Source organism: Asaia prunellae JCM 25354 (assembly GCF_000613885.1).
Classification (GTDB): domain Bacteria; phylum Pseudomonadota; class Alphaproteobacteria; order Acetobacterales; family Acetobacteraceae; genus Asaia; species Asaia prunellae.
The window spans coordinates 144,375-164,695 of sequence record NZ_BAJV01000004.1 but is presented as its reverse complement, the minus strand read 5'-3'; the positions used below and the strand labels follow the sequence as shown (position 1 = coordinate 164,695).

Below are 20,321 nucleotides of genomic sequence, written 5' to 3'. Positions count from 1 at the left end.
AGTCATGAGTGACAGTTTCTCCCTGATCAATGCCGTATCTGCCAGAAGGGATGTTGCGCAGAGTGCTGCGCGTCAGGCCACGGACCAAGCCAAGCTGGACAAGGCTCGTGAGACGGCCATTTCCTTTGAGGGCGTCACTCTGGGAGAGTTGCTTCAGCCTATGTTCGATACCGTTGATACATCTGACAACGCGTTCGGTGGCGGTGCCGCGGAAAAGCAGTTTCGCTCGTTGCAGGTGCTGGAGATGGGGAAGGAGATTGCCAGGGGAGGCGGTATTGGTATTGCCGATAGTGTCTATCGTCAGATACTGGCCATGCAGGAAAAAGCCTCTTCATGAACACAGAGGCAGAGAAGATGCTCGCAGACGTTCTGCATGCCGTGGCGCGTCTGATGAAGACGCTGGAAGACGAGAACGCGGCACTTCGGGCGGGATGTCCTGGAAAGGTTATCGAGATACTCCCTCGCAAAACAAAAGAAATCGAGGAGGTAGATCAGCATCTGAAGCATTTTGGCGAAGCGGAGGGAGTAAACAGCAGATTGAAGAGGTTTTGTCGCCATTCGGAAAGCTGATCAAAGAGAATCAGTCTCTGCTTGAGTGCTCTGTCGAAGCCCAGACGCAGTTCATACAACTGGTCTTCAGCAATGCGGAAGATGAAGGTCCAAAAGGGTACAGTGCGACCGGGCGTTATGCAATGACGTCTGCGCAAGGGGAGGCGCTGACTTTGCGAAGCGATATATGAATGCCATCCAACGATTCTTTCTGCTGTCGTGGCCCCTGTCGATTGCCCTGCTTGCCTGTCAGTCACCTGCCAGACCCTATCTTGCGATGGGCAAGCGCATTTCTGATGCCGGGTTTATAGCCTACCCGGCAGATACCACTGCCCGTTATGCCATGATGAACACACTCCCTCCGGGTGTCATGACCTACAGGGAATCGCCATCTGGTCTGGTCTATCTGTATGCAGATCCTATTGGCTGCGGGTGCGTTTATATGGGGACCGACATTGCCTACGCTTACCTCGTAAACTCGACTCCCCTCGAAAAGGGGCGACACAAACCCATCCGGAATGTGCCGTCTGTTCCTGAGATGTCAGCGGAAAACCGGCGTGATACGGCCATCTGGGACTGGAGCGCCTGGTCCCACAAGGCGGATCCGGGGGCAAGCCAGCCCCGTTATGTCAGCGGGGCTTACTGGTAAGTTCGTCTACCGGACGGGGCCACCCAGAAAAGTCTTCTCATATCGCTGTTTGAAGGGGGTGGAACTTCTCATATCCGAGACTTTCTCCTTGTGTTTGAGAAGGTCTGGCTGACTCTGTTTTATGGGTGATATTTTCCTGTCTTGCATGTCTGGGGGCAGGGTTGTCATTCCAGTCTCGTCTGCCCCGAAGGATGAAGACGTCCCCTCGTTTTCGGGTTCCTCTATGAGAGGTGCTTCTGTTCTGCGAAGCAAATCGAGTTTCAGATCGGCAGCGTCATCCAGAAGTTTGCCAAGAATCTGCTCACGCGCAGACGCCTTGTTGGTCACTTCTGTCAGCTTATCAGCTTTGGATTCGGCACGATCGACCAGAGTATCGAGTTCAGAGCTGACAATTCTTGCCTGCTCGATCGTTCTTGTCAGAGGTCGACCGCTGACCTGTCCGGCCACACGCAGTTTCTCGACACCATCATGAGCATTCTTGATGCTTGTCTCGAGCTTTTCAATCAATTTCAGCAGGTTGGCTCTGTCATTCTTGAGCGACGAAAGTGTTTTGCTGATATGAAAATTGAATGCAATACCCAGTAGAAGCAAAGCGGACAGCGCAATTTCTATGAATATCTGTATCTGCGCCAGCATGATGGGCTATCCTTCTCATGATTGGGCCTGAACCGGGCCACATAATGCATTTCTGTGTCGCTCAATCAGATGGGTGCGACGGATCTGGGTTGTGCGTATGGGGACTGTCATCTGGTACCAGCCTCTGGTCTATTCTGACAGCAGCTTTACCGTTCGTCTGACCAAGATGTCCTTCAAAAAGCGGCGTCTGATTGCACTGCAGGCTTACCGGAAGGCCCCCTTTGTTTTTTTGCGGAAAAAGTATCTGCATTCCGGGTTTTATATCCAGCAGGCGCGACAGGGGGATTGATTGTTCCTCCAGAACCGCAAGGATCTCTGCATCAGTTTCCATGATTTCGGCAATAAGATGATCTTCCCAGACCGAATCGCGACCGAAGCGCTCTCCCATGAATTGCTGTGAGAGAAGATCACGTACAGGTTCAAGTGTGGCATAAGGAATGACCAAGTCCATATTGCCGGTTCTGTCTTCCATGTCGATATGCATTTTAGACGTTACGACAGCATTTGACGCCCGGGCAATGGCTGCAAAGCGGGAGCTGACTTCAAGCCGCTCGAAAACGAGATCGACTTCGCAGACAGGTCCAAATGCGAAAGAGAGCTCCCTGAGAGCGAGTGTTACGAGCTTTTCAAGCAAGGCGCGTTCGATAGCCGTATGGGGTCGGCCCTCGACGCCAGAGTGGCCTCTGCCACGCTGTCCTCCCATGAGAATATCGATGACCGAATAGGCGAGAGCTGAGTCGATCACGACAAGACCGAAATTCTCCCATTGCACTGCCTTGAATACGGCAAACAGTGAAGAAGAAGGTACACTGTTGACATAGTCACCAAAACACATGGAACGGGTATATTCCATGGTGATTTCGACGTTGTCGTTGGTAAAATTGCGCAGACCGGTTGTCAGAAGGCGAACGAGACGATCGAGCACGATCTCGAGCATGGGCATACGCTCATAAGCCACAAAACCTGCCCGTATGATGCGCTCCATCCCGGTTTCATGACGTTCAGATATCTTGCTGAAGGCGCCTCCAAGCAGATTATCGATTTCCGATTGGTCAAGCATTTCATGCAGTGTTTCGTTATCAGGGGGGGTGTCAGTCGAATGCCCTTTTTCCCCCGAGGCATGCAGGAACTCCCTGTCGAAATCACCATTGGCTCTGGAAAAAGGTGCGGCTTTGTCTGTCATTATCTGGTTTGTCCGAAATTTATTATAGAAGTATTCCGGCGCAGTTGATTACTGGATCAGAAACTCGGTGATATAGATATTGGTTACTTTAAGTGGTGCCACTTGTATGCGAATTCGACGCAAGAGTGTTTCACGCAAGCGATAAACACCATTTCCCCTGATTTCCTGAGGACGTGTCTCATGAAGATAGGTTTGAAAAATATCCTGGATGGCCGGAATATAGGGCCTGAGCGAGGCCTCGCTTTCCTTGCCTTCGATCTCGATTCTTGTTGTCATCTTGACATAGACAGGGCGCGCATCGCCGTTATCCAGACTTGAAATGACCGGAGGGATCGCCAGAAGCGTTGTCCTGGGCGGGGCGTCGGCAGTTCCGGCAATTTTTCCTGATGAAGCTTGCCCGAAAAGCCATCCTTTCTGAATGGCCAGATAGCTTCCTCCTCCAATAAGGCACAACACAAGCAGGAAGGTTATGATCAGGAGACGTCGTTTCTTGTTTGGCTGTGTGCTTTGGCCCAACCGGTCGTTACCGACAGGTTTCATGTCGAGACTGTCATCGAATTGGGATTCACTCATAGGATCAAAGCTCGAAACAAGAGAGGCTGATGGGCGCAGCATCGCCCGGCTTCAATAAAATTATGAACAGCTGATGAAGAAAGTGTAAGCCCGACCGTGATACAAGTCAGGATCCGACATCAGGTCCGCAGGATTATGAAACGGTTGGTTCACTTTCACTGATGGCGCTGTACCTTTTGCCTGACCGGGTGAGCTGTTGCGAAACCCGGGGCGGCAAAAGGCGCAGTCAGGGCGCGCACTATTGCTTCATGGCAATCGTAGCCTGGAGTAGTGTATCGGCGGTCGTAATGACTTTGGTATTGGCCGAATAAGCCTCTTGTGCGACGATCAGTGCAGAAAGATCGCTCGTCAGATTGGTAGTGGAGGATTCCGTATAGCCAACTGATAATGTGCCTGTACCATTTGCACCGGCAACGCCGATCGTCGGATTACCTGAAGCTACGGTAGCAGTGTAGGCCTGGCCATCAACGGCATTCAGGCCGTTGACGTTGTTGAAGTTCGCAAGTGCAATTTTCCCCACGAGCTGGGACGCACCATTGCTGAATTGCGCCGTGACCGAACCGTCGCTCTGGATCTGGACGCCTTCGTAGCTGCCTGCATTGACGCTGTCCGAGGTCAGTGCGGTTGTGTCCGTACCAAGTGTGCTTGAGGTTGAGAGAAGCGGGCTCTTCGAGTTGTTCATCGCAGGAAGTGAGATTGTATATGCTGTGCCATTGATTGTGGTGGCAATCGATGTTGGTGCTCCGTTGGCGGTACCGTCAGCGTTGAAAGTGATCGACGTTTTTCCGCTTAAAGCACTGCCGTCAGACATATTAACGGCTGATACATCCCAGCGCGGAGGTGAGGCAGAGGTCTGTGTCCAGAGCATGGAGACAGGAACGCCGGATACTGTTGTTGGCGCTGTCATGTAACTCTGATTTGAGCCGGTTGTTGTACCGATTTGCGCATCACTCTGGGTAAGGGTCTTGGCGCCGGTCGTGGTGTCAGTGGTCAGTACGAGACCCGATGCGGCACTTTTGCTGGCCGTTCCTGTCGATGACGTCATAATGGTACCACTGGTGCCACCGATTGTCCCAAGAGACAGGGTCATCGTCTGGGTGGAAGTGGCATCGTATGATGCCGTGATCGGTAATGTGACGGCGGCCCCGCTCGTTGTAGAGCCTATGCTCTTGCCTGATGAATCGGTTACATCTGCAAGCGTGCCATTGCTGTTGAAGGTGACATTATAGGTATTGTCAGCCAGATTGATCGTGTTCTTGCCGTCCGTATCGTAGGCGCTTACGGTCCACACGAGAGGGTTGGTTTCACTTTGGTTCCAGGTCAGGGCGACGTGATGCGCCGTTGCATTGGCATCGTAAACTGTTGCAGGTGCAGTAGTGTAGCTCTCGGCCTCATATTTTGAGGTATCTGCAGGAATCTTACCCACGGTAGCTGTCAGCGTTATCGCACTTGTCTGGGGCGGACGATAGTCAACATTATCGACATTGATGGCGCTGAGCGAATTGCCGAGTTGCCCTGTGGCTGGGTCGACCATATAGCCGTTCAGGTAATAACCGCTTGTATTGACCAGATACCCTTGGCTGTTTTTGCTGAATTCGCCGTTGCGGGTAAAATAATTCCGATCCTGGAATTGAGTCGTGCTGCTATTTGTTGCGCCTGTCGGCTTTGAGACAACGAACAGGCCGTTGCCTGAGATGGCTGAAGCCAGACTATTGCTGCTGCTTGTCGGCGTACCCTGATTATCGACATGCTGCACTGTAACGGCCGAGACCGAGTCAGACACGTCGGCAGAAGCCGTGCTGCCGACAAGTGAACCAGCTACAAAATCCTGAAAAGCAGTCGTATCCGCCTTGTAGCCGACAGTCTGGCTGTTCGCGATGTTATTGCTCAGATTGGTAAAGGCCGTTGATTGCGCGTTGATGCCGCTGACCGCTGTCGTAAGAGCATTGAAAACTGACATTTGGTATCCTCGACTGGTGCGCCGCCGGTTGCTTCACCTGTCCGCAGGAGATGAAAACGCGAGGCATCCTGAAATGAAACGGAGGGAGATCATCTGAAAATCGACTTGCCCCGCAGAGATCAGGTTTTCTGCCTTCACCCTATCCAGCGAGGTGAATATTCCTTTTTCGATACGAAGCCTAGCAGGGCCATGGGTAGCATGGATGGAGGGAAAAGCAAGCGTTGTTGCGTAGTCAGGTGATCTGATGAGGCAGAAATGCGAAAGCAAGCTTCTCCGTCAGAAAAGGCAGAAATCCATTAGCCTGAAGAATGATTTATGAAATATTGGTTAATGAAACCTTCTGTTAACCAGAAGGCATCCCAGAAGGAGAATGCCAGAATGGAAAGAAGCTATCATCATGCAATCAGGTCAAGAAAATTCGCCTATTCGTCTCTATAGCCGCTACTGAGAAACGTGAGGATTGCAGATGTCTCGTCCGCAAGAAAATATATGGGTTGAAATTCAGGTATGATTTCTGACGAAAGAAGAGACTACCAGCAAATATATTGCGAAAAAGAAACGTTAAGCAGGCAGAAAATCTGAAAAAATGAGATTAACAGGAATATCAAGTTTCCAGGCGATTTCGCATGCTGGTTGTGGGGAATCACTGTGATGCTGAAGTCGTGGCCCGGTGGTTGGGCGGATTCCAAGGCCAAGCTCGGTGCTTTGGAGCAGGCTCTTGCCTTCATTGAGTTTGATCTTGATGGCAAGATCCTCGAAGCCAATGCCAATTTCTGCTCGGCTATGGGATACACGCTGCAAGAGATTGTCGGGCGACATCATGCCATTTTCGTAGGCGATGCCTACGCCAGGACGGTGGAATATGCCGGTTTCTGGCAGAAGCTGGCATCCGGAGAAGCTTATTCTCAGGAATGCACAAGGTTTACCAAAAAAGGTAACGAAGTGTTGTTGCATGCGAGCTATAATCCGGTGCGCGATGTTTCGGGGCGGATATACAAGATCGTCAAGGTGGCGGCCGTTGTGACAGAGGCAGCCATGCTTCGTGCCGACACGAAGGGTAAGCTTGATGCAATTTCGCGTGCCCTGGCTGTTATCGAGTTTATGCCAGACGGTACCATCATAACGGCAAACGATAATTTTCTGGTTGCTTTGTCGTATACGCTCCCAGAATTAGTGGGGAAAAACCATCGTATATTTCTTGACCGGAAGATGGTCGATAGCCCGGAATATACTGATTTCTGGAATCGTCTGCAGGGTGGAGAATATGTACCACTTGAATGCAGACGTCTTGATAAAACCGGCCAGTATGTCTGGCTGCAGGCGTCATATAACCCAATCTTTGATATTCATGGTCATGTTGTCAAGGTTGTCAAATATGCAACTGTAATAACCGGGCGTGTACAGGCAATCGATGGTATTGGCAGGGCCTTGGCGAAGCTCGCCGATAATGTCCTGAGTTTCCGCATGAGTGGGACTGTTGATCTCGTCTATGAGAAATTGCGGGAGCATTTCAACCAGGCAATCGAAAAGCTTGATATGACGCTGCGTGATGTCTCGTCAGCGGTGGAAGTCGTTGCCAGGGGCGCCAGTGAAATTGTCGAGGCGTTTACCGAGCTTGCCGGACGAACTGAAGTGCAGGCGGGCAGTCTCGAGAAGGCCGCAGCGACGCTGGATGAAATCACAGTCAGAGTGGCGCGAAGTGCCCGTAGTGCAAAAAACGCCGCGATTTCAGCTTCGGAGGCGCGCGTGGATGCCTTGCAGGCGAACAGCGTCGTTGATGAAGCTGTGGCAGCCATGGAGAAGATGAAAGAATCCTCAAAAGCGATCTCCCAGATTACAGCCATGATTGAACAGATCGCTTTTCAGACGAATCTTCTGGCATTGAACGCGGCCGTAGAGGCGGCCAGAGCCGGTGAGGCCGGGAAGGGTTTTTCTGTTGTGGCGACTGAAGTGCGCAACCTTGCCGAGCGATCTGCAAGGGCATCGCAGGAGATACGTGTTCTGATTGCCCGAGGCGTTGAGCAGTCCGATCAGGGAGCGAGGCTCATTGCCGATGCCGGGACCGCGTTGAAGGGGATCGTCAGCCAGATTTCCGGAATCGACACGACTCTCACGGAAATTGCCCATAGTGCCGAAGAACAGGCTGAGGGACTTGGCCGCATCAATCAGGCTGTGGGGCAGCTTGATCACGTTACCCAACAGAATGCAGCAATGGTTGAAGAGACGAATGCGGCCGCAAATGGTCTGAAAGGTGAGGCGGGTCGTCTCAAGGAGCTTGTGAATGAGTTCACTCTGACGGCTGACCCGCATGTTCAGCTCAGGGCGGTTGGTGGTCTGTAAATCAGGTCGCTACGCTGACCGTTTCTGAAACCTTTCAGAAACCATTTCCCGTTAAAGCCCGGGGTGTCGCCAGTTTTCATGATGCGGCAATGTGACGAAACCCGTCGATCGGGCCGTAAGCGGTCATGTTATCTTGCGGAACGGATAAAGATGAATCTTCTGGCTTCTCTCTCCATTGCATCGGGTAGCCTGAACGTCATCGAGGCACAATATGCCGTCACGGCGAATAATGTCGCTAATGCAAGCACGGCCGGCTATGTAAAGGAAACTATCGCGACATTATCCTCGGTTGCCGGGGGCGTCGGGGCTGGTGTGCGGTTGGGGGCAACACAGCTTTCGATCAATCAGGCTCTTCAGTCGTCGCTATATCGGCAGAATGCCGCGTCCTCCTCCTATACTACAATGAGCAATTCTCTGGCGGCTCTTTCGGCGGTACAGGGTTCCACCTCAGCGGATTCAGGCAGCACGACTTCGCTCACTGATCAGCTGGGTAATCTGCAGAGCGCTCTGATTTCTCTTACATCAACCCCGTCTCAGGCGGCTTCGCAATCTGCCGTCCTCAACAAGGCGACGGCATTTGTCGATACAATACATACTCTGGCCTCAACCTATGCAACCCAGAGGCAGGAAGCAGCAGATAATGTTGTTTCAACAGTATCCTCAGTGAATTCAGACCTTACGCAGATTGGTGCTCTCTCGCAGCAGATCATGAAATTCAAGGGGCTGGGACAGAACACTGCCGACCTTGAAAACCAGCGTCTCGGGGTCATGGCCGATCTATCGACAAACCTGAATGTATCCTTTGCGTCCGACAGCAACGGCGACATGATGGTGCAGACGGCTGACGGCACGCGGCTTCCAACGCGACCGGATCAGGTGGGCCAGGAAAACAGCAGTCAGACCTTGCCCAGCTCGACATGGCCGCTGGTAACATCCAGTGCAACGCTCAGTGCCAGTATGGCTTACAGCAAACAGGACAGCAAAACATCCGTACCAGCTATCACCCTTGCCGGACAGGATATCACGTCCAGTCTGACGGGTGGCAGTCTGGGAGCTGATATCAGCCTCAGAGATACGGTCTATCCTCAGATGCAGACCCAGCTCGACTCGTTCTCTTATACAGTCATGAACCGTTTCAGCAGTGCCGGTCTTCCCCTGTTTACAACGGGCGCAGGGAGTTCGTCCGTTATCAGTGGATCCGATCTGACCAAACCTGCCCCGGACGGCATTGTCGGTCTTTCTTCTGGCCTGAGTGTGAGCGCGGCGTATACGGCAAAGCCTTCGCTTCTGACCACAATAACCAAGAGCGACGGCACAACCAGTTCGAGCGATACGAGTGTCATAAGTACGGTTCTGTCGGCAGGTTTTGGTTCAGATGCCGATCAGGTAGGAGGAACGCTGGCAGCGCCCACGACAGGGCTGGGTCCTGATGGCAGCTTTTCGACCGGGTATTCTGGCAACCAGGGACTGCTGGCGCTCTCTTCCTCGCTGACATCCAACCAGGGCGCCACGATTGCGGCGGCTAATGCCGGTGTCACATCGAGTTCTGCCGTACTGACCTTGCTGCAGACAAAGGTGGCCGATGTTTCGGGTGTGAATGTGAATGACGAAATGGCCAAGACGGTCGCACTCCAGAACGCCTATACAGCCAACGCCAAAATTATTTCGGCAGTCCAGACCATGTTCAACGCCCTTCTCGGCGCCATACAGTAATCATTCCAGGAGCAGGCGATGAGCAATGCGATAAATCAGTATGGCGGTTCTGCGCTATCGCTCATTCTCGAGGCCGGAGTAAGGACGCTTTCTGCGCAACAGGAAGCAGCAACATGGCAGAGCAGTACAGGCGTGGTCGGGGCAACCTATGCCGATCTTGGAGCGTCTCGCGCCACCGTGCTGAATCTCACACCGAAGATCACACAGGTTCAATCCTGGCAATCCAATATATCCGCCGGGCAGACCACGCTTTCTGTGACGGCGACGGCTCTGAACCAGTTTGTGGCCGAGGCTCAAAGTCTGGCGACAAACCTTCTGGGCGTGTCTGGTACTGCGACAACCAGTCAGGTTGCGGCAGCGGCGTCTTCGGCCCAGAGCGCGCTTGAGAGTATGAAGACCCTTTTGAATACGAGCGATGGCACGAATTACGTATTCGCAGGGACCGATACCACGACGGCGCCGATCAAGGGACAGGGCTCTCTCTCCACTTCGACACTTGCGCAACAGATTGCCGAAGGAGTGAAAACGCTCGATGGAACAAATGCCAGCACCCTTCTGACGCACCTGACGACCTCGCGGGATCAAACGATACATCTCTCTCCGTTTTTCGGATACGCTCGCAGTCCCGGCTTCCCTCGCAGCGGACAGGCAGCGTTCGATTATGAGCGGGGCAAATACATTCACGACGCTAGGTCTTGTTGCTACGCAATCGTCATCGACATCATCGGTATCCCCGACCTCGACAGGGTCGCCCATACGCGATCTCATGCGTGATCTTATGGCCGTGTCTGCCATGAGCGGTATGTCTTCCGAGACTCCCGGCTTTGCGGATCTGACAAAGCAACTCTATACGTCGCTTGGTACGACTATCAGCCAGCTATCCGAGCAGGAGGGCACAATAGGCGCAACACAGAACAGTCTGACAGCGCAAACGACACTGCTGAACGGGGTCAGCACCATGCTGGAGACGCAGCTGGGAAATAATCGTGATGCCGACATGGCGACTGTTGCGACAAACGCCTCGAATATCAAAACAAGTCTGAATGCTTCCTATATTCTTGTTTCAAATATGAAGGGCATGACACTGGCGGATTATCTGTGATGTTCCATCCGGACGGGAGCGCCGAATCCCTCCAGCTGGCAGGACGTCTTGATGAGGCAAGGAAGGCTTATGAGGCGAGGCTGGGTATAGCGCCGGATGATGCAAGAACCCTGAGCAATTACGGAGGCTGCTCAACCTCCTCAACCGGTTTGACGAGGCGGTAATCGTTCTCTCACGCGCGGTGCAGCTTGCTCCTTCCCAGGCTGACAGCTGGTCTAATATGGGCAATAGCTTTCTTCACCTCAGCCAGTATGAGAATGCCATTGCATGCTATCGCAACAGCCTTCAGCTGGACCCGCACCACGCTCTGGCCCTCAGCAATATGGGGGTGGCTCTTGATCACAGGGGGCAGCATGCTCTGGCACAGCAGTTTCATGAAGCCGCTATCACGTTAGCGCCTGAAAATGCGTATAGCCGCATCAATCATGCGGTTTCCCTGTTGCAGGCAGGTGCGTACACCGCAGGATTCCGTGAATATGAATATCGCTGGACGGCTCATGATTACCAGAGTTTTGACCTGAGAAAACCCCGGTGGAAAGGTGAGCCTGCACCAGATCAGATCCTGCTTGTCTCCACGGAAGGCGGATTTGGGGATGTTATACAGTTTTCGCGCTTTCTTCCTCAGGCGGCGCAGCATGTCGGGCAGGTGATCTTGCGCGTCCGGCGTGAGCTGGTTTCTCTTATGCAGCGTGCTTTCCCCGATCAGGTGGTATCGAGTGAAGAAGAAGCGATGCCCGCCCATGATCTCGAATGTCCTGTGCTCAGTCTGCCCATGGCACTGGGTACGACACTTGAAACGATCCCTTTGCCGGAAGGCTACCTCACCACGGATCCTGCAAAGGAAGATTTCTGGCGGCGCAAACTGGAAGAGGACAAGGGGGCGAGCGAGGCTGTTCCCTTGCGTGTGGGTCTGGTCTGGGCAGGTGCGCCGCATCCCGAGATACAGGCGGCGTTTCTGGCTGATCGTCGTCGCTCAACAGATCTGGCGTGCTTTGCGCCTTTGGCAGATGTGAGCGGGGTCGTGTTCTACAGTCTTCAGATCGGCGAGAGGACATTGCAGGTGCAGACGCCACCGGGCGGCATGGTCATGATCGATCATACGTCGTATCTGCATGATTTCAGTGACACGGCTGCTCTTGTTTCTGCTCTGGATGTTGTTATTTCGGTTGATACCTCGACCTGCCATGTGGCAGCTGCCTTGGGCAAGCCGACATTTCTGCTTTCACGTTATGACCAGTGCTGGCGATGGCTTTCGGGTCGCATCGATTCCCCCTGGTACAGGTCAGTCAGGATTTTTCAACAGGACACACCTCTGGACTGGTCCGGACCAGTCTCCGCCGTTCGGGAGGCGCTCATTCTCTTTCGCGATTGTCACATATCCCCGTGCATGGGAAAAGTTTGAAAAAATCCCGAAAAGCTTTGTGCAGAACGCTCGCAATATGAAACGGAACGTTGTAGGGTGCAATCGGTACGTGGGCATGTGAAAGGCTTTCAGAAAGCCGGGCGCGATTTACGTTTCCAAAAGGAATTGCCGCTACTCTCATTTTACCTGACTTGATGTGTTTTCGCTGTTCAAGGCGTATGGCGCTGTCAGGATATTCGACATAGGTCGTTTTCAGTCAGGGCCTCAGGAGCACGTCACAAAATGATGCGATCGCTTGATATTGCGAATACGGGCATGCAGGCTCAGACGACGAATGTCGAGACGATTTCCAACAATATCGCCAATATGACAACAACCGGATACAAGCGTCGCCGGGCAGAATTCCAAGATCTTATCTATCAGGATCTGCGTCGTGCCGGCACGATGAGTTCGGATACAGGCGATCTGGTCCCTGCAGGAGCGCAGGTGGGTCTGGGTGTGCGCACGGCTGGCATTTATCGGATCAATGAACAGGGTACGCTTGAGCAGACGGGTAATTCTCTTGATCTCGCGATTGAAGGACGTGGTTATTTTCGCGTGACCCTGCCTTCCGGGGATTACGCTTATACCCGAGACGGAACATTTTCCCTTTCTCAGGATGGTACGATCGTCTCTGCTGACGGTTATCCTCTTTCACCTAATATTACCGTGCCCAATAACGCCGAGAATATCACGATCGATCAATCAGGGCAGGTGCAATATACGCTTTCCGGTCAGACAACGGCCCAGGTGGCTGGTCAGGTTCAGCTTGCAACATTCCAGAACGAGAACGGTCTTGCGGCTATGGGGCAGAACCTTTTCACCGAGACCACCTCTTCAGGTACGCCCAATCTGAGTACGCCACAAAGCGAAGGGTATGGGTCGGTTCGCCAGGGATTCGTCGAGGAATCATCGGTCAATGTAGTGACCGAAATTACAGCCCTGATTACGGCCCAGCGCGCTTATGAGATGAACAGCAAGGTCATAACGGCCTCGAATGAAATGCTTCAGACTCTTACCAACCTCCGGTAATGCTGCCATGTGCTGGCTTTCGGGAGGTCTTGCTGCGGCACTGCTTCTGTTGACAGTTCCGTCATTGTCTTATGCAGCGACCTTGCGTCATACAACAATGATTGCGTCCGATACTGTCCGGCTGTCTGATATTTTTCTCGGACTGGAGGAGGGGCAGGACCGTATTCTGGGTGCGGGACCTGCACCGGGTCGTTCAATAGAAGTGAGTGGTCAGCAACTGATTGCTATTGCAGATCAGTATGGCGTTGACTGGGAAGATCAGTCGGCATCTGCATCCATGACGATAACGCGGGCAGGACGCCTTCTTGATGAGGCTTATTTTGACGCCTTGATCCGCAAAAATCTGCCTGAGCTTGGTGAGGGGCCGATTTCCATTACATTGCGGGATTTCCACCCTCTGACGGTTTCAACAAACGAGCTTGACCCTGTCATCCTGTCCGATGTGAAATGGGACCAGCGCAGTGGCTGGTTTTCGTCAACGGTCTACAGAGCTCACCCTACCGGTGATCTTGCTTCAGATTCGTTTATGCTGACAGGGGTTGTGCATGCGACCCAACGCGTACTCGTTTATGCCCGGGCTCTCCCTGCGGGCAGTGTACTGACGGCTGCCGATACACGCATGATGATTCCTTTGCGGGACATCTTTCCGCCAGGGCGGTTACAAATGAGGCCGATATCGATGGTTTAAGCGTAACGCGCGGCGTTGTGGCGGGTGCTGCTGTGGTCATGCAGGATCTGCAACGCAGTCTGGTCATGCATAAGGGCGATCCAGTGATGATTACCTATACCGCACCAGGGCTGAAGCTGGCCATTGCAGGGCGCGCGATGGAGGATGCCGGGATCAGACAACAGATTAAAGCCTGAATGAGTCGAGTGGCATGATCGTGAGCGGTCATGTGGTCGATGGCTCGAATATTGTCGTTGAACTCAGCAGCCATCCTGTACAGGCAGATCCCGTTACGACGCGACGTCTGGCAATGTCGGCACGTAATACGATGCCATGACGGTTATTTTTTCTCTGCGAGGTTCTGGACAATGAAATATATGACGGTATTTCGTTGTCTTTTTCTTTCGATCTCCTTGAGCGCTTGTACGTCGCTGGCAGATCTGACAGAAATAGGCCATCCGCCCCGGATGACACGCACTTCTGATCCTACACAGGCACCGGATTATCGCCCCATCACGATGCCGATGCCGCCATTGCAGCCTCCACCGACTGAAGTAGGCAGTCTCTGGCGCCCGGGGAGTCGGGCTTTTTTCAAGGATCAGCGTGCCTCTCAGGTGGGCGATCTCATTACGATTAACGTGAATATTTCCGATAACGCAGCCGTCAACGATAATACGACTATCGCGGGGAGCGGATCGCAGACTTTTGGCATTCCGAGTTTTTTCGGTGCTCAGGGCAAGGTGCTTTCGAGTTCAAGTGCTCTTGATACGAGCAGTGCAAGTGCCAATACAGGTGCGGGCGTTATACGCAGGAACGAAATTGTCACCCTTGCTTTGGCAGGGACGATTACACAGGTTCTTCCTAATGGTAATTTTGTGATCGTTGCCAGGCAGGAGGTACGAGTGAATGGCGAGCTGCGTCAGTTGATGGTCAGTGGCGTGGTGCGGCCGCAAGATATCACTGAAGGTAATATTGTAACGCATGACCGTATTGCTGAAGCCCGCATTTCCTACGGTGGTCGTGGCCAACTGACCAAAGCGCAGACTGCGCGTTACGGTCAGCAGATCATGGATGGCGTGCTGCCTTTCTGATGATATGATCCTCTGATTGTTACGGTTATGATTCCTGGCGCAATAGCGTTGTTCCGGCTTCTTGTTACGGTTTATTTTCAGGGTGGAGTTTTCGAGAAAGAAAATTTCGCAAGTATATTTCTTGAGAATATCTATCTAAGAAAAAGTTAATATTTCTACTTAAGATGCAATAAGTTCTTAAATCAAAAAACTACGGATATTATACTTTTAGAGTAAATTCCGCATTGAAGGCATGTCTGACTGACCAGCTGCTACAATGGTATGATATCCAATATGTTTGAGTGGAAAGGATTTTTTAACGCTTGCCTTCGAATGGTAGGGGACACCTTGAGATAAGGCTCTCCCTTTTATGTTCAGTGTTCTTCGCTTCAAGACCAAGATTGCCCTTGTGGCGATCACATTGACATTGGTTACTTTTGCAGCTGCCGCCTTTCTGGTGCAGAACCAGATGACGACCGATACGCGTTATCGCAGTTTTATCAACGCAGATGATCGGGGCACTATTCTCCTCGCGCGTATTACAGACAAGCTTAACGCACTTCTTTATGCTTCTCATCTTGTGACCGATCAGGCCCAAAGCCCTTTCGTGGGCGAGATCATAGCGCGGTTCCAGAAAGACATGCAGGGCACGCGCGAGCTTTTTAGAGAGGCGGAAAAAACTGATCCCAAGCTGGAGGTAACACTTGCTCCGTTAGCAGGGCGTTATGACTCATTCGAGCAGCAGCTCAACGCTATTCTGGCGGCGCAGACCAAAGGTGACGTGTCACGTATGCGCACGATCATGCAGGCTTCGGATCAGGATGGTGTTCATCTGGCGATCGATATCGGTGCGATTACCGGGCAGCGCATTACCCAGGTCGAGGCCGCGTCGCAGAGACTGGCTCAGGCGGCGCGTGTCTCCATAAGAAACTGTGTGCTCGGCCTGGTGATTGTTCAGATCCTCATATTGGTTGCCACATTGATCATGAGCCAGAAAACCATTGTCGATCCTCTGCTTTCTGTTCGCGACCGGATGCTGGGTATTGCCAAGGGCAAGCTTGATGGCTCGATCCCGTGCATTGATCGTGGCGATGAGGTGGGGGATATGGCCAAAGCACTCAGCACGATTCAGGCAGGGCTGCAGAAAGCCAGAAGCCAGGAAGCAGAGCAGGAAGCTGAACGGGAAATCGTCGCCAGAGAGCGCGCAGAGAATGCCGACCGTATTGCCCGGGAGCTGGAAGAGGAGTCTCGGGCGGTCGATGCGATACGCGGGGGGCTTGCGGCAGCCTCAGGCGGTAATCTGGTCTATCGTATCGAGGCACAGCTACCGCAGAGGCTCCAGGTCATGAAGACCGATTTCAATGAGTCTTTCGAACGTCTGAACCAGACTTTTGCCGTCATTCAGCAAAGTGTTATGGCTATTGGGTCTGGCGCGGGAGAGATTTCAGTCGCTTCCAACGATATGTCACGTCGGACCGAACAGCAGGCAGCCAGTATTGAGCAATCCTCTGCCGCTATCGAACGTGTGGTCAGTATGTTGCGTGACGCTGCGGACAGCGCCCGTAAAGCGGCTACGGTAACGGACGAAACCCGTGCAGGTGCGGAAAAATCCGGGACCATGGTTCATAATGCCGTCAATGCCATGAGCCAGATCGAGAGCAGCTTCTCCCAGATCAGTCAGGTAATCGGTCTTATCGACGAGATTGCGTTCCAGACCAATCTTCTGGCGCTCAATGCCGGTATTGAAGCTGCCCGTGCAGGAGATGCAGGCAGAGGGTTTGCCGTTGTCGCAACAGAAGTCCGAACCCTGGCTCAGCGCTCAACCGAGGGTGCGCGTCGCGTCAAGGAAATGGTTTCGAGTTCGAGCGATTACGTCACTGATGGTGTCAGACTGGTGCGTGAGGCCGGTGGCGCTCTGGGGATCATCCTGGGACAGGTATCAGAAATTGACAAACTTGTGGCTGAGATTGCTCATTCCGCGACAGGACAGTTTTCAGCCATGCAGGAAATCAACCTGGCCGTGGGGGAAATGACCAAGTCCACGCAGCAAAATGCAGCAATGGTCGAAGAAAATACTGCTGCGATTTCCTCTCTTGATCAGGCAGCTTCTGTCCTCAGGGAGCGTATCTCTTTCTTCAAGCTTGCTCAGTAAATTCCTTGCGTCTCCCCCGAGGGTACCTCAAGGGCCGGGGAAGGGGGCGACGTCATGATGAGGCTTCGCTTACGTCCAATTGTACCTGTGTCCTATGTCCATGACGCGCAGACACGGTAATATGGTCATAGCGTCCTGTGATCGTCGATCCGGTGGACGGTATGTCGTATTGGAGTATGTACGTTTTGCCTCATGCCCCCTGCTCATCGATTGGTCAGATATACCAGCCTGCAAGACGCTTGCTGTTTGCCGAGGATGATCAGGCACTTCGTGTGCATGCCGGGAGTGCCATGGAAAGCTGGGGATTTCAGGTTGTCTATGCAGAAGACGGTCACAAGGGTAAAGCGCTGGCGGTGCAGGGGGGATGGGACTGCATTGTGCTCGACCGCCGTCTTCCCGGTGTTGATGGTCTGTCTATCCTGAAGGAGATACGGCTCTCTGGAGGAGATTGTCCGGTGCTGTTCCTCACCACTATGGATGGTGTGCGTGACAGGGTTGAAGGGCTGCGAAGCGGGGCTGATGACTATCTCGTCAAGCCTTTTGCCCTGCCTGAACTCAAGGCGCGTATCGAGACCCTTTTGCGGCGCGCCGATCAACCTTCCAATGTCACGCGGCTTGTCTTTGGTGATCTGGAACTTGATCTGGTCAGACGCGAAGTGTTTCGTCGTGGTGTGAAGCTTTATATCCAGTCCCAGGAAATGAGACTCCTGGAATATTTCATGCGGCATCCGCTGATCGTCATATCCCGCACCATGCTGTTGGAGCATGTCTGGGGTATTGATTTTCCTGTCCATACCAATCTCGTCGAGACCCATATCAGTCGTTTGCGTGAACGCCTGGGGCGCGATGCACCCGCCTTGCTGCATACGGTGAAGGGGCAGGGCTACGTCCTGCGTGCGCACGGGCAAGGCTGAAGTGACGGCGAACAGATCACTATCGGTTTTCAAAAGTTCCTCGTTTCGTATCATTGCCTCCTTCGCCAGCTGTCTTGTGATTTGCGGACTGGCAGGTGTCACCTGGTCGGGAACGCGCGGTATCAGTCTGCTTGATCACCAGATGCGTCAGACGGTAATGAATGAGCGCAATGAGGCGCTGGCGGATGCGCGTTATAAGGATGTGATGCATCTGATGCCTGTGATGCATGATTTTGTGCAGAATGAGCCCGGCTTTTATTACCTTCTCCAGAATGCCGAGCAGGTCGTGGTGGTAGGGAATATGTTTCATCTGCGACCTCAGCCTGGCTGGCGCATGCTTTCATGGACGCATCGTACCTCGCCGCCGGATCATCATCCGGTGCTTGGTTATGGTATTGTGCTTGATGATGGTGGGTATCTTTTTGTCGGGATAGGAGGCACCCCCCTCCAGACATTGCGTCATGGGTTTTTCATGACACTGTTCTGGTGCGGCAGCGGGTTTGTCGTCATTGGTGTGGCCGGGGGCTTTGCCATGAGCCGGTTGCTGCTACGGCGCATCGATGTGATCAGCAACACGGCACGAGAGATCATGCAAGGCGATCTTTCACGCCGGCTTCCTCTGACGGAAATGGACGATGAGTTCAACCATCTTTCCAGCAGTCTTAATGCCATGCTTGATCGCAACGAGGCGCTTATGGCGCGCATCAGGCAGGTGACGGATGATATTGCCCATGACATGCGTCGTCCTCTGGCGCATCTAGGGCGTCATCTTGAAATGGCAGAGAGCAAGATGACGGGTTTCGAGGCAAGACAGTCTCTTGATCAGGCTAGAGCCAGCCTGGACGAGGCCCTGGAAATTTTTGCGTCCCTGCTCAAACTGGCGCAGCTGGAATCATGCAAACAGATTCCTGACATGCAGAGGGTCGATCTGCAGCAGATACTGGATATGCTTGATGGACTTTATCGCCCGACCGTAGAACATAATGGTCAGAGCTGGCATTATATTCCTGCCTGCCAGCCCATGATTATGCAGGGCAATCAGGTCTTGCTGATGCAGATGCTGTCCAACCTCGTAGAGAATGCCACGCTGCATGGGCCGGCTGGAAGCGTCATCACGCTTTCAGCCTTCAGAGAGGATAATACTGGCGTAATCCGGATTGATGACACGGGGCCAGGTATTGCTGCGGAAGACCGTGAGCGTGTTTTCGAGAAGATGGTACGACTGGATAGCAGCCGGCATGTGCCTGGAACCGGGATCGGTCTGAGTCTTGTTCGTGTCGTGGCGCAGCTGCATGACGGGACTATCCAGTTGAGGGACAATCATCCGGCCTGCGTTGTGAGGTGCGCCTGCCTCTCTTGGCTTCAACTTGAATGTCAGTCGAGCTGTGTCAGCCAGATCCCTCGAAGAAAATCCTTTTGCGGTGGTTCTGGCCCAATGATTTCTAGAGATAGGAAGATACCGGGTCGTCGATGTGAAACGCGATACTATTCATGCCGACACAGATAATCTTATAGTCAATCGTATCCATGAATCTGGTCAGGACATCCATATCAATCTTGATATGTTCAATGAACATGACCGGGCGTTGCTTTTTTATGGTTTCTATCGCGCCTTGTAAAACGGCCATTTCCATCCCTTCAACATCGATTTTAAGCAAATCGAGCCGTGGCAGTGTAAATGAGTCGATGGTTCTGACGTCGATTTCAACCATCGAATCGTTATTGTAACTTATTGACTGGCCGATAAATTCGTTTCTGGGTCCTTCCTGTAATTCGAGGCTACCGAAACTACCGGGAGAACAATAATCCGGCTTCGGTATTTTTATGGTCGTATTTGTGTCTGCGATGGCGATATTGAGCGCGCGTGCATTGAAACAGTTATTCAGGGCGATGTTTCCACCAAGCGCATAATAAATGCGTTCTTGGGCTTCAACGGCGGTGACGTATCCCCAACCCGTCATATGTTTGGCCCATTCAATCGTGTGCACGCCCAGATTGGCGCCGATATCAACGGCTACGACGCCTTCACCACGAAGCTTGCGCAGAACAGAAAGAATATCTTTCAGGCATAGAATATCCTGTGGATCGAAACAGCCTGATTCCAGTAAGCTATGACCGACGCCATATGCGAAGTCCTGATTAACTATCCTATGGTAATCGAATCTGTTGATAATCATTGTCCCGTGGTCTGTCGCCGCGAGAATATACGCCGCTTTTCGAGGCGTACTGATATGATAGTGCATAGAAAAATCTTTCATTCCGGCAGAAACGGTTTTCAGGCGCCAGTTGTCGTTTGCTTCCAGGAGAAATAACCAAATAATGGTCAGCTCATCATTCACACCCCCGAAGCTACGCATAAGGGAGTGTGAATGATGGATG

21 protein-coding genes are annotated in these 20,321 nt (G+C 52.7%); 16 read left to right on the top strand and 5 right to left on the bottom strand.

Annotated features, from left to right (window positions below):
- The first annotated feature begins 4 nt into the window (after positions 1 to 4).
- Both JCM25354_RS04805 and JCM25354_RS04790 read left to right on the top strand, forming a co-directional pair.
- Positions 5 to 337: a rod-binding protein gene (locus JCM25354_RS04805; RefSeq protein WP_025885167.1), complete on the top strand. Its 333-nt coding sequence runs from the start codon at positions 5 to 7 to the stop codon at positions 335 to 337.
- Positions 338 to 736: 399 nt separating this feature from the next.
- Entirely contained in the window at positions 737 to 1,198 is a 462-nt protein-coding gene (locus JCM25354_RS04790; RefSeq protein WP_025885164.1) for a hypothetical protein, read from the top strand.
- A gap of 6 nt (positions 1,199 to 1,204) precedes the next feature.
- On the opposite strand, the gene JCM25354_RS19940 is transcribed toward JCM25354_RS04790, so the two are convergent.
- The 4 genes from JCM25354_RS19940 to JCM25354_RS04770 form a co-directional block, all read right to left on the bottom strand.
- Positions 1,205 to 1,834, bottom strand: coding sequence for a DUF6468 domain-containing protein (locus JCM25354_RS19940; RefSeq protein ID WP_025885163.1), 630 nt, complete (start codon positions 1,832 to 1,834; stop codon positions 1,205 to 1,207).
- A 61-nt stretch (positions 1,835 to 1,895) separates the two neighbouring features.
- A complete protein-coding gene (fliM, locus tag JCM25354_RS04780; RefSeq protein WP_025885162.1) occupies positions 1,896 to 3,017 on the bottom strand; it encodes a flagellar motor switch protein FliM in 1,122 nt (373 codons plus the stop codon).
- A 48-nt stretch (positions 3,018 to 3,065) separates the two neighbouring features.
- Complete coding sequence (locus tag JCM25354_RS16750) at positions 3,066 to 3,632, bottom strand: flagellar basal body-associated FliL family protein (RefSeq protein WP_025885161.1); 567 nt, start codon at positions 3,630 to 3,632, stop codon at positions 3,066 to 3,068.
- Between the two features lie 196 nt (positions 3,633 to 3,828).
- Positions 3,829 to 5,550 carry a flagellar hook-basal body complex protein gene (locus JCM25354_RS04770; protein ID WP_025885160.1) on the bottom strand — a complete coding sequence of 574 codons (1,722 nt, stop codon included), beginning with the start codon at positions 5,548 to 5,550 and terminating at the stop codon, positions 3,829 to 3,831.
- A 651-nt stretch (positions 5,551 to 6,201) separates the two neighbouring features.
- Here JCM25354_RS04770 and JCM25354_RS04760 point away from each other — a divergent pair.
- The 14 genes from JCM25354_RS04760 (at position 6,202) to JCM25354_RS04715 (ending at position 19,449) form a co-directional block, all read left to right on the top strand.
- Complete coding sequence (locus JCM25354_RS04760; RefSeq protein ID WP_025885158.1) at positions 6,202 to 7,890, top strand: methyl-accepting chemotaxis protein; 1,689 nt, start codon at positions 6,202 to 6,204, stop codon at positions 7,888 to 7,890.
- Positions 7,891 to 8,040: 150 nt separating this feature from the next.
- Entirely contained in the window at positions 8,041 to 9,603 is a 1,563-nt protein-coding gene (flgK, locus tag JCM25354_RS04755) for a flagellar hook-associated protein FlgK (RefSeq protein ID WP_025885157.1), read from the top strand.
- Between the two features lie 18 nt (positions 9,604 to 9,621).
- The gene (locus JCM25354_RS16745) at positions 9,622 to 10,377 is read left to right on the top strand and encodes a hypothetical protein (protein ID WP_243443905.1); all 756 of its coding nucleotides are present in this window, start codon (positions 9,622 to 9,624) and stop codon (positions 10,375 to 10,377) included.
- On the top strand, positions 10,370 to 10,705 hold the full coding sequence (locus JCM25354_RS22200) for a flagellin (protein WP_243443904.1): 336 nt from the start codon (positions 10,370 to 10,372) through the stop codon (positions 10,703 to 10,705). The genes JCM25354_RS16745 and JCM25354_RS22200 overlap by 8 nt, the downstream gene beginning before the upstream one ends.
- Positions 10,705 to 10,869, top strand: coding sequence for a hypothetical protein (locus JCM25354_RS21305; protein WP_159103451.1), 165 nt, complete (start codon positions 10,705 to 10,707; stop codon positions 10,867 to 10,869). The genes JCM25354_RS22200 and JCM25354_RS21305 overlap by 1 nt, the downstream gene beginning before the upstream one ends.
- Positions 10,870 to 10,925: 56 nt before the next feature.
- Entirely contained in the window at positions 10,926 to 12,107 is a 1,182-nt protein-coding gene (locus JCM25354_RS16740) for a tetratricopeptide repeat protein (protein WP_159103450.1), read from the top strand.
- 246 nt (positions 12,108 to 12,353) lie between these two features.
- Positions 12,354 to 13,139 carry a flagellar basal-body rod protein FlgG gene (flgG, locus tag JCM25354_RS04740; RefSeq protein WP_025885156.1) on the top strand — a complete coding sequence of 262 codons (786 nt, stop codon included), beginning with the start codon at positions 12,354 to 12,356 and terminating at the stop codon, positions 13,137 to 13,139.
- 7 nt (positions 13,140 to 13,146) lie between these two features.
- Positions 13,147 to 13,827, top strand: a complete 681-nt coding sequence (locus JCM25354_RS16735; RefSeq protein WP_148301386.1) for a hypothetical protein — start codon at positions 13,147 to 13,149, stop codon at positions 13,825 to 13,827.
- Positions 13,815 to 14,003 carry a flagella basal body P-ring formation protein FlgA gene (locus JCM25354_RS20970; RefSeq protein ID WP_148301385.1) on the top strand — a complete coding sequence of 63 codons (189 nt, stop codon included), beginning with the start codon at positions 13,815 to 13,817 and terminating at the stop codon, positions 14,001 to 14,003. Before JCM25354_RS16735 ends, JCM25354_RS20970 begins: the two co-directional genes overlap by 13 nt.
- A 14-nt stretch (positions 14,004 to 14,017) precedes the next feature.
- Positions 14,018 to 14,143, top strand: coding sequence for a hypothetical protein (locus JCM25354_RS22960; RefSeq protein ID WP_279379544.1), 126 nt, complete (start codon positions 14,018 to 14,020; stop codon positions 14,141 to 14,143).
- A 31-nt stretch (positions 14,144 to 14,174) separates the two neighbouring features.
- Positions 14,175 to 14,897 carry a flagellar basal body L-ring protein FlgH gene (gene flgH, locus JCM25354_RS04730; RefSeq protein ID WP_025885155.1) on the top strand — a complete coding sequence of 241 codons (723 nt, stop codon included), beginning with the start codon at positions 14,175 to 14,177 and terminating at the stop codon, positions 14,895 to 14,897.
- A 349-nt stretch (positions 14,898 to 15,246) separates the two neighbouring features.
- Positions 15,247 to 17,028 (top strand): methyl-accepting chemotaxis protein, encoded by a 1,782-nt coding sequence (locus JCM25354_RS16730; RefSeq protein WP_025885154.1) that lies wholly within the window; start codon positions 15,247 to 15,249, stop codon positions 17,026 to 17,028.
- A gap of 161 nt (positions 17,029 to 17,189) precedes the next feature.
- Positions 17,190 to 17,942 carry a response regulator transcription factor gene (locus tag JCM25354_RS04720; RefSeq protein WP_243443903.1) on the top strand — a complete coding sequence of 251 codons (753 nt, stop codon included), beginning with the start codon at positions 17,190 to 17,192 and terminating at the stop codon, positions 17,940 to 17,942.
- Positions 17,923 to 19,449: a sensor histidine kinase gene (locus JCM25354_RS04715; protein WP_025885152.1), complete on the top strand. Its 1,527-nt coding sequence runs from the start codon at positions 17,923 to 17,925 to the stop codon at positions 19,447 to 19,449. The genes JCM25354_RS04720 and JCM25354_RS04715 overlap by 20 nt, the downstream gene beginning before the upstream one ends.
- Here the strand turns inward: JCM25354_RS04715 and JCM25354_RS16725 are convergent.
- Entirely contained in the window at positions 19,385 to 20,281 is an 897-nt protein-coding gene (locus JCM25354_RS16725; RefSeq protein WP_199899911.1) for an FkbM family methyltransferase, read from the bottom strand. The genes JCM25354_RS04715 and JCM25354_RS16725 overlap by 65 nt on opposite strands.
- Positions 20,282 to 20,321: the final 40 nt, after the last annotated feature.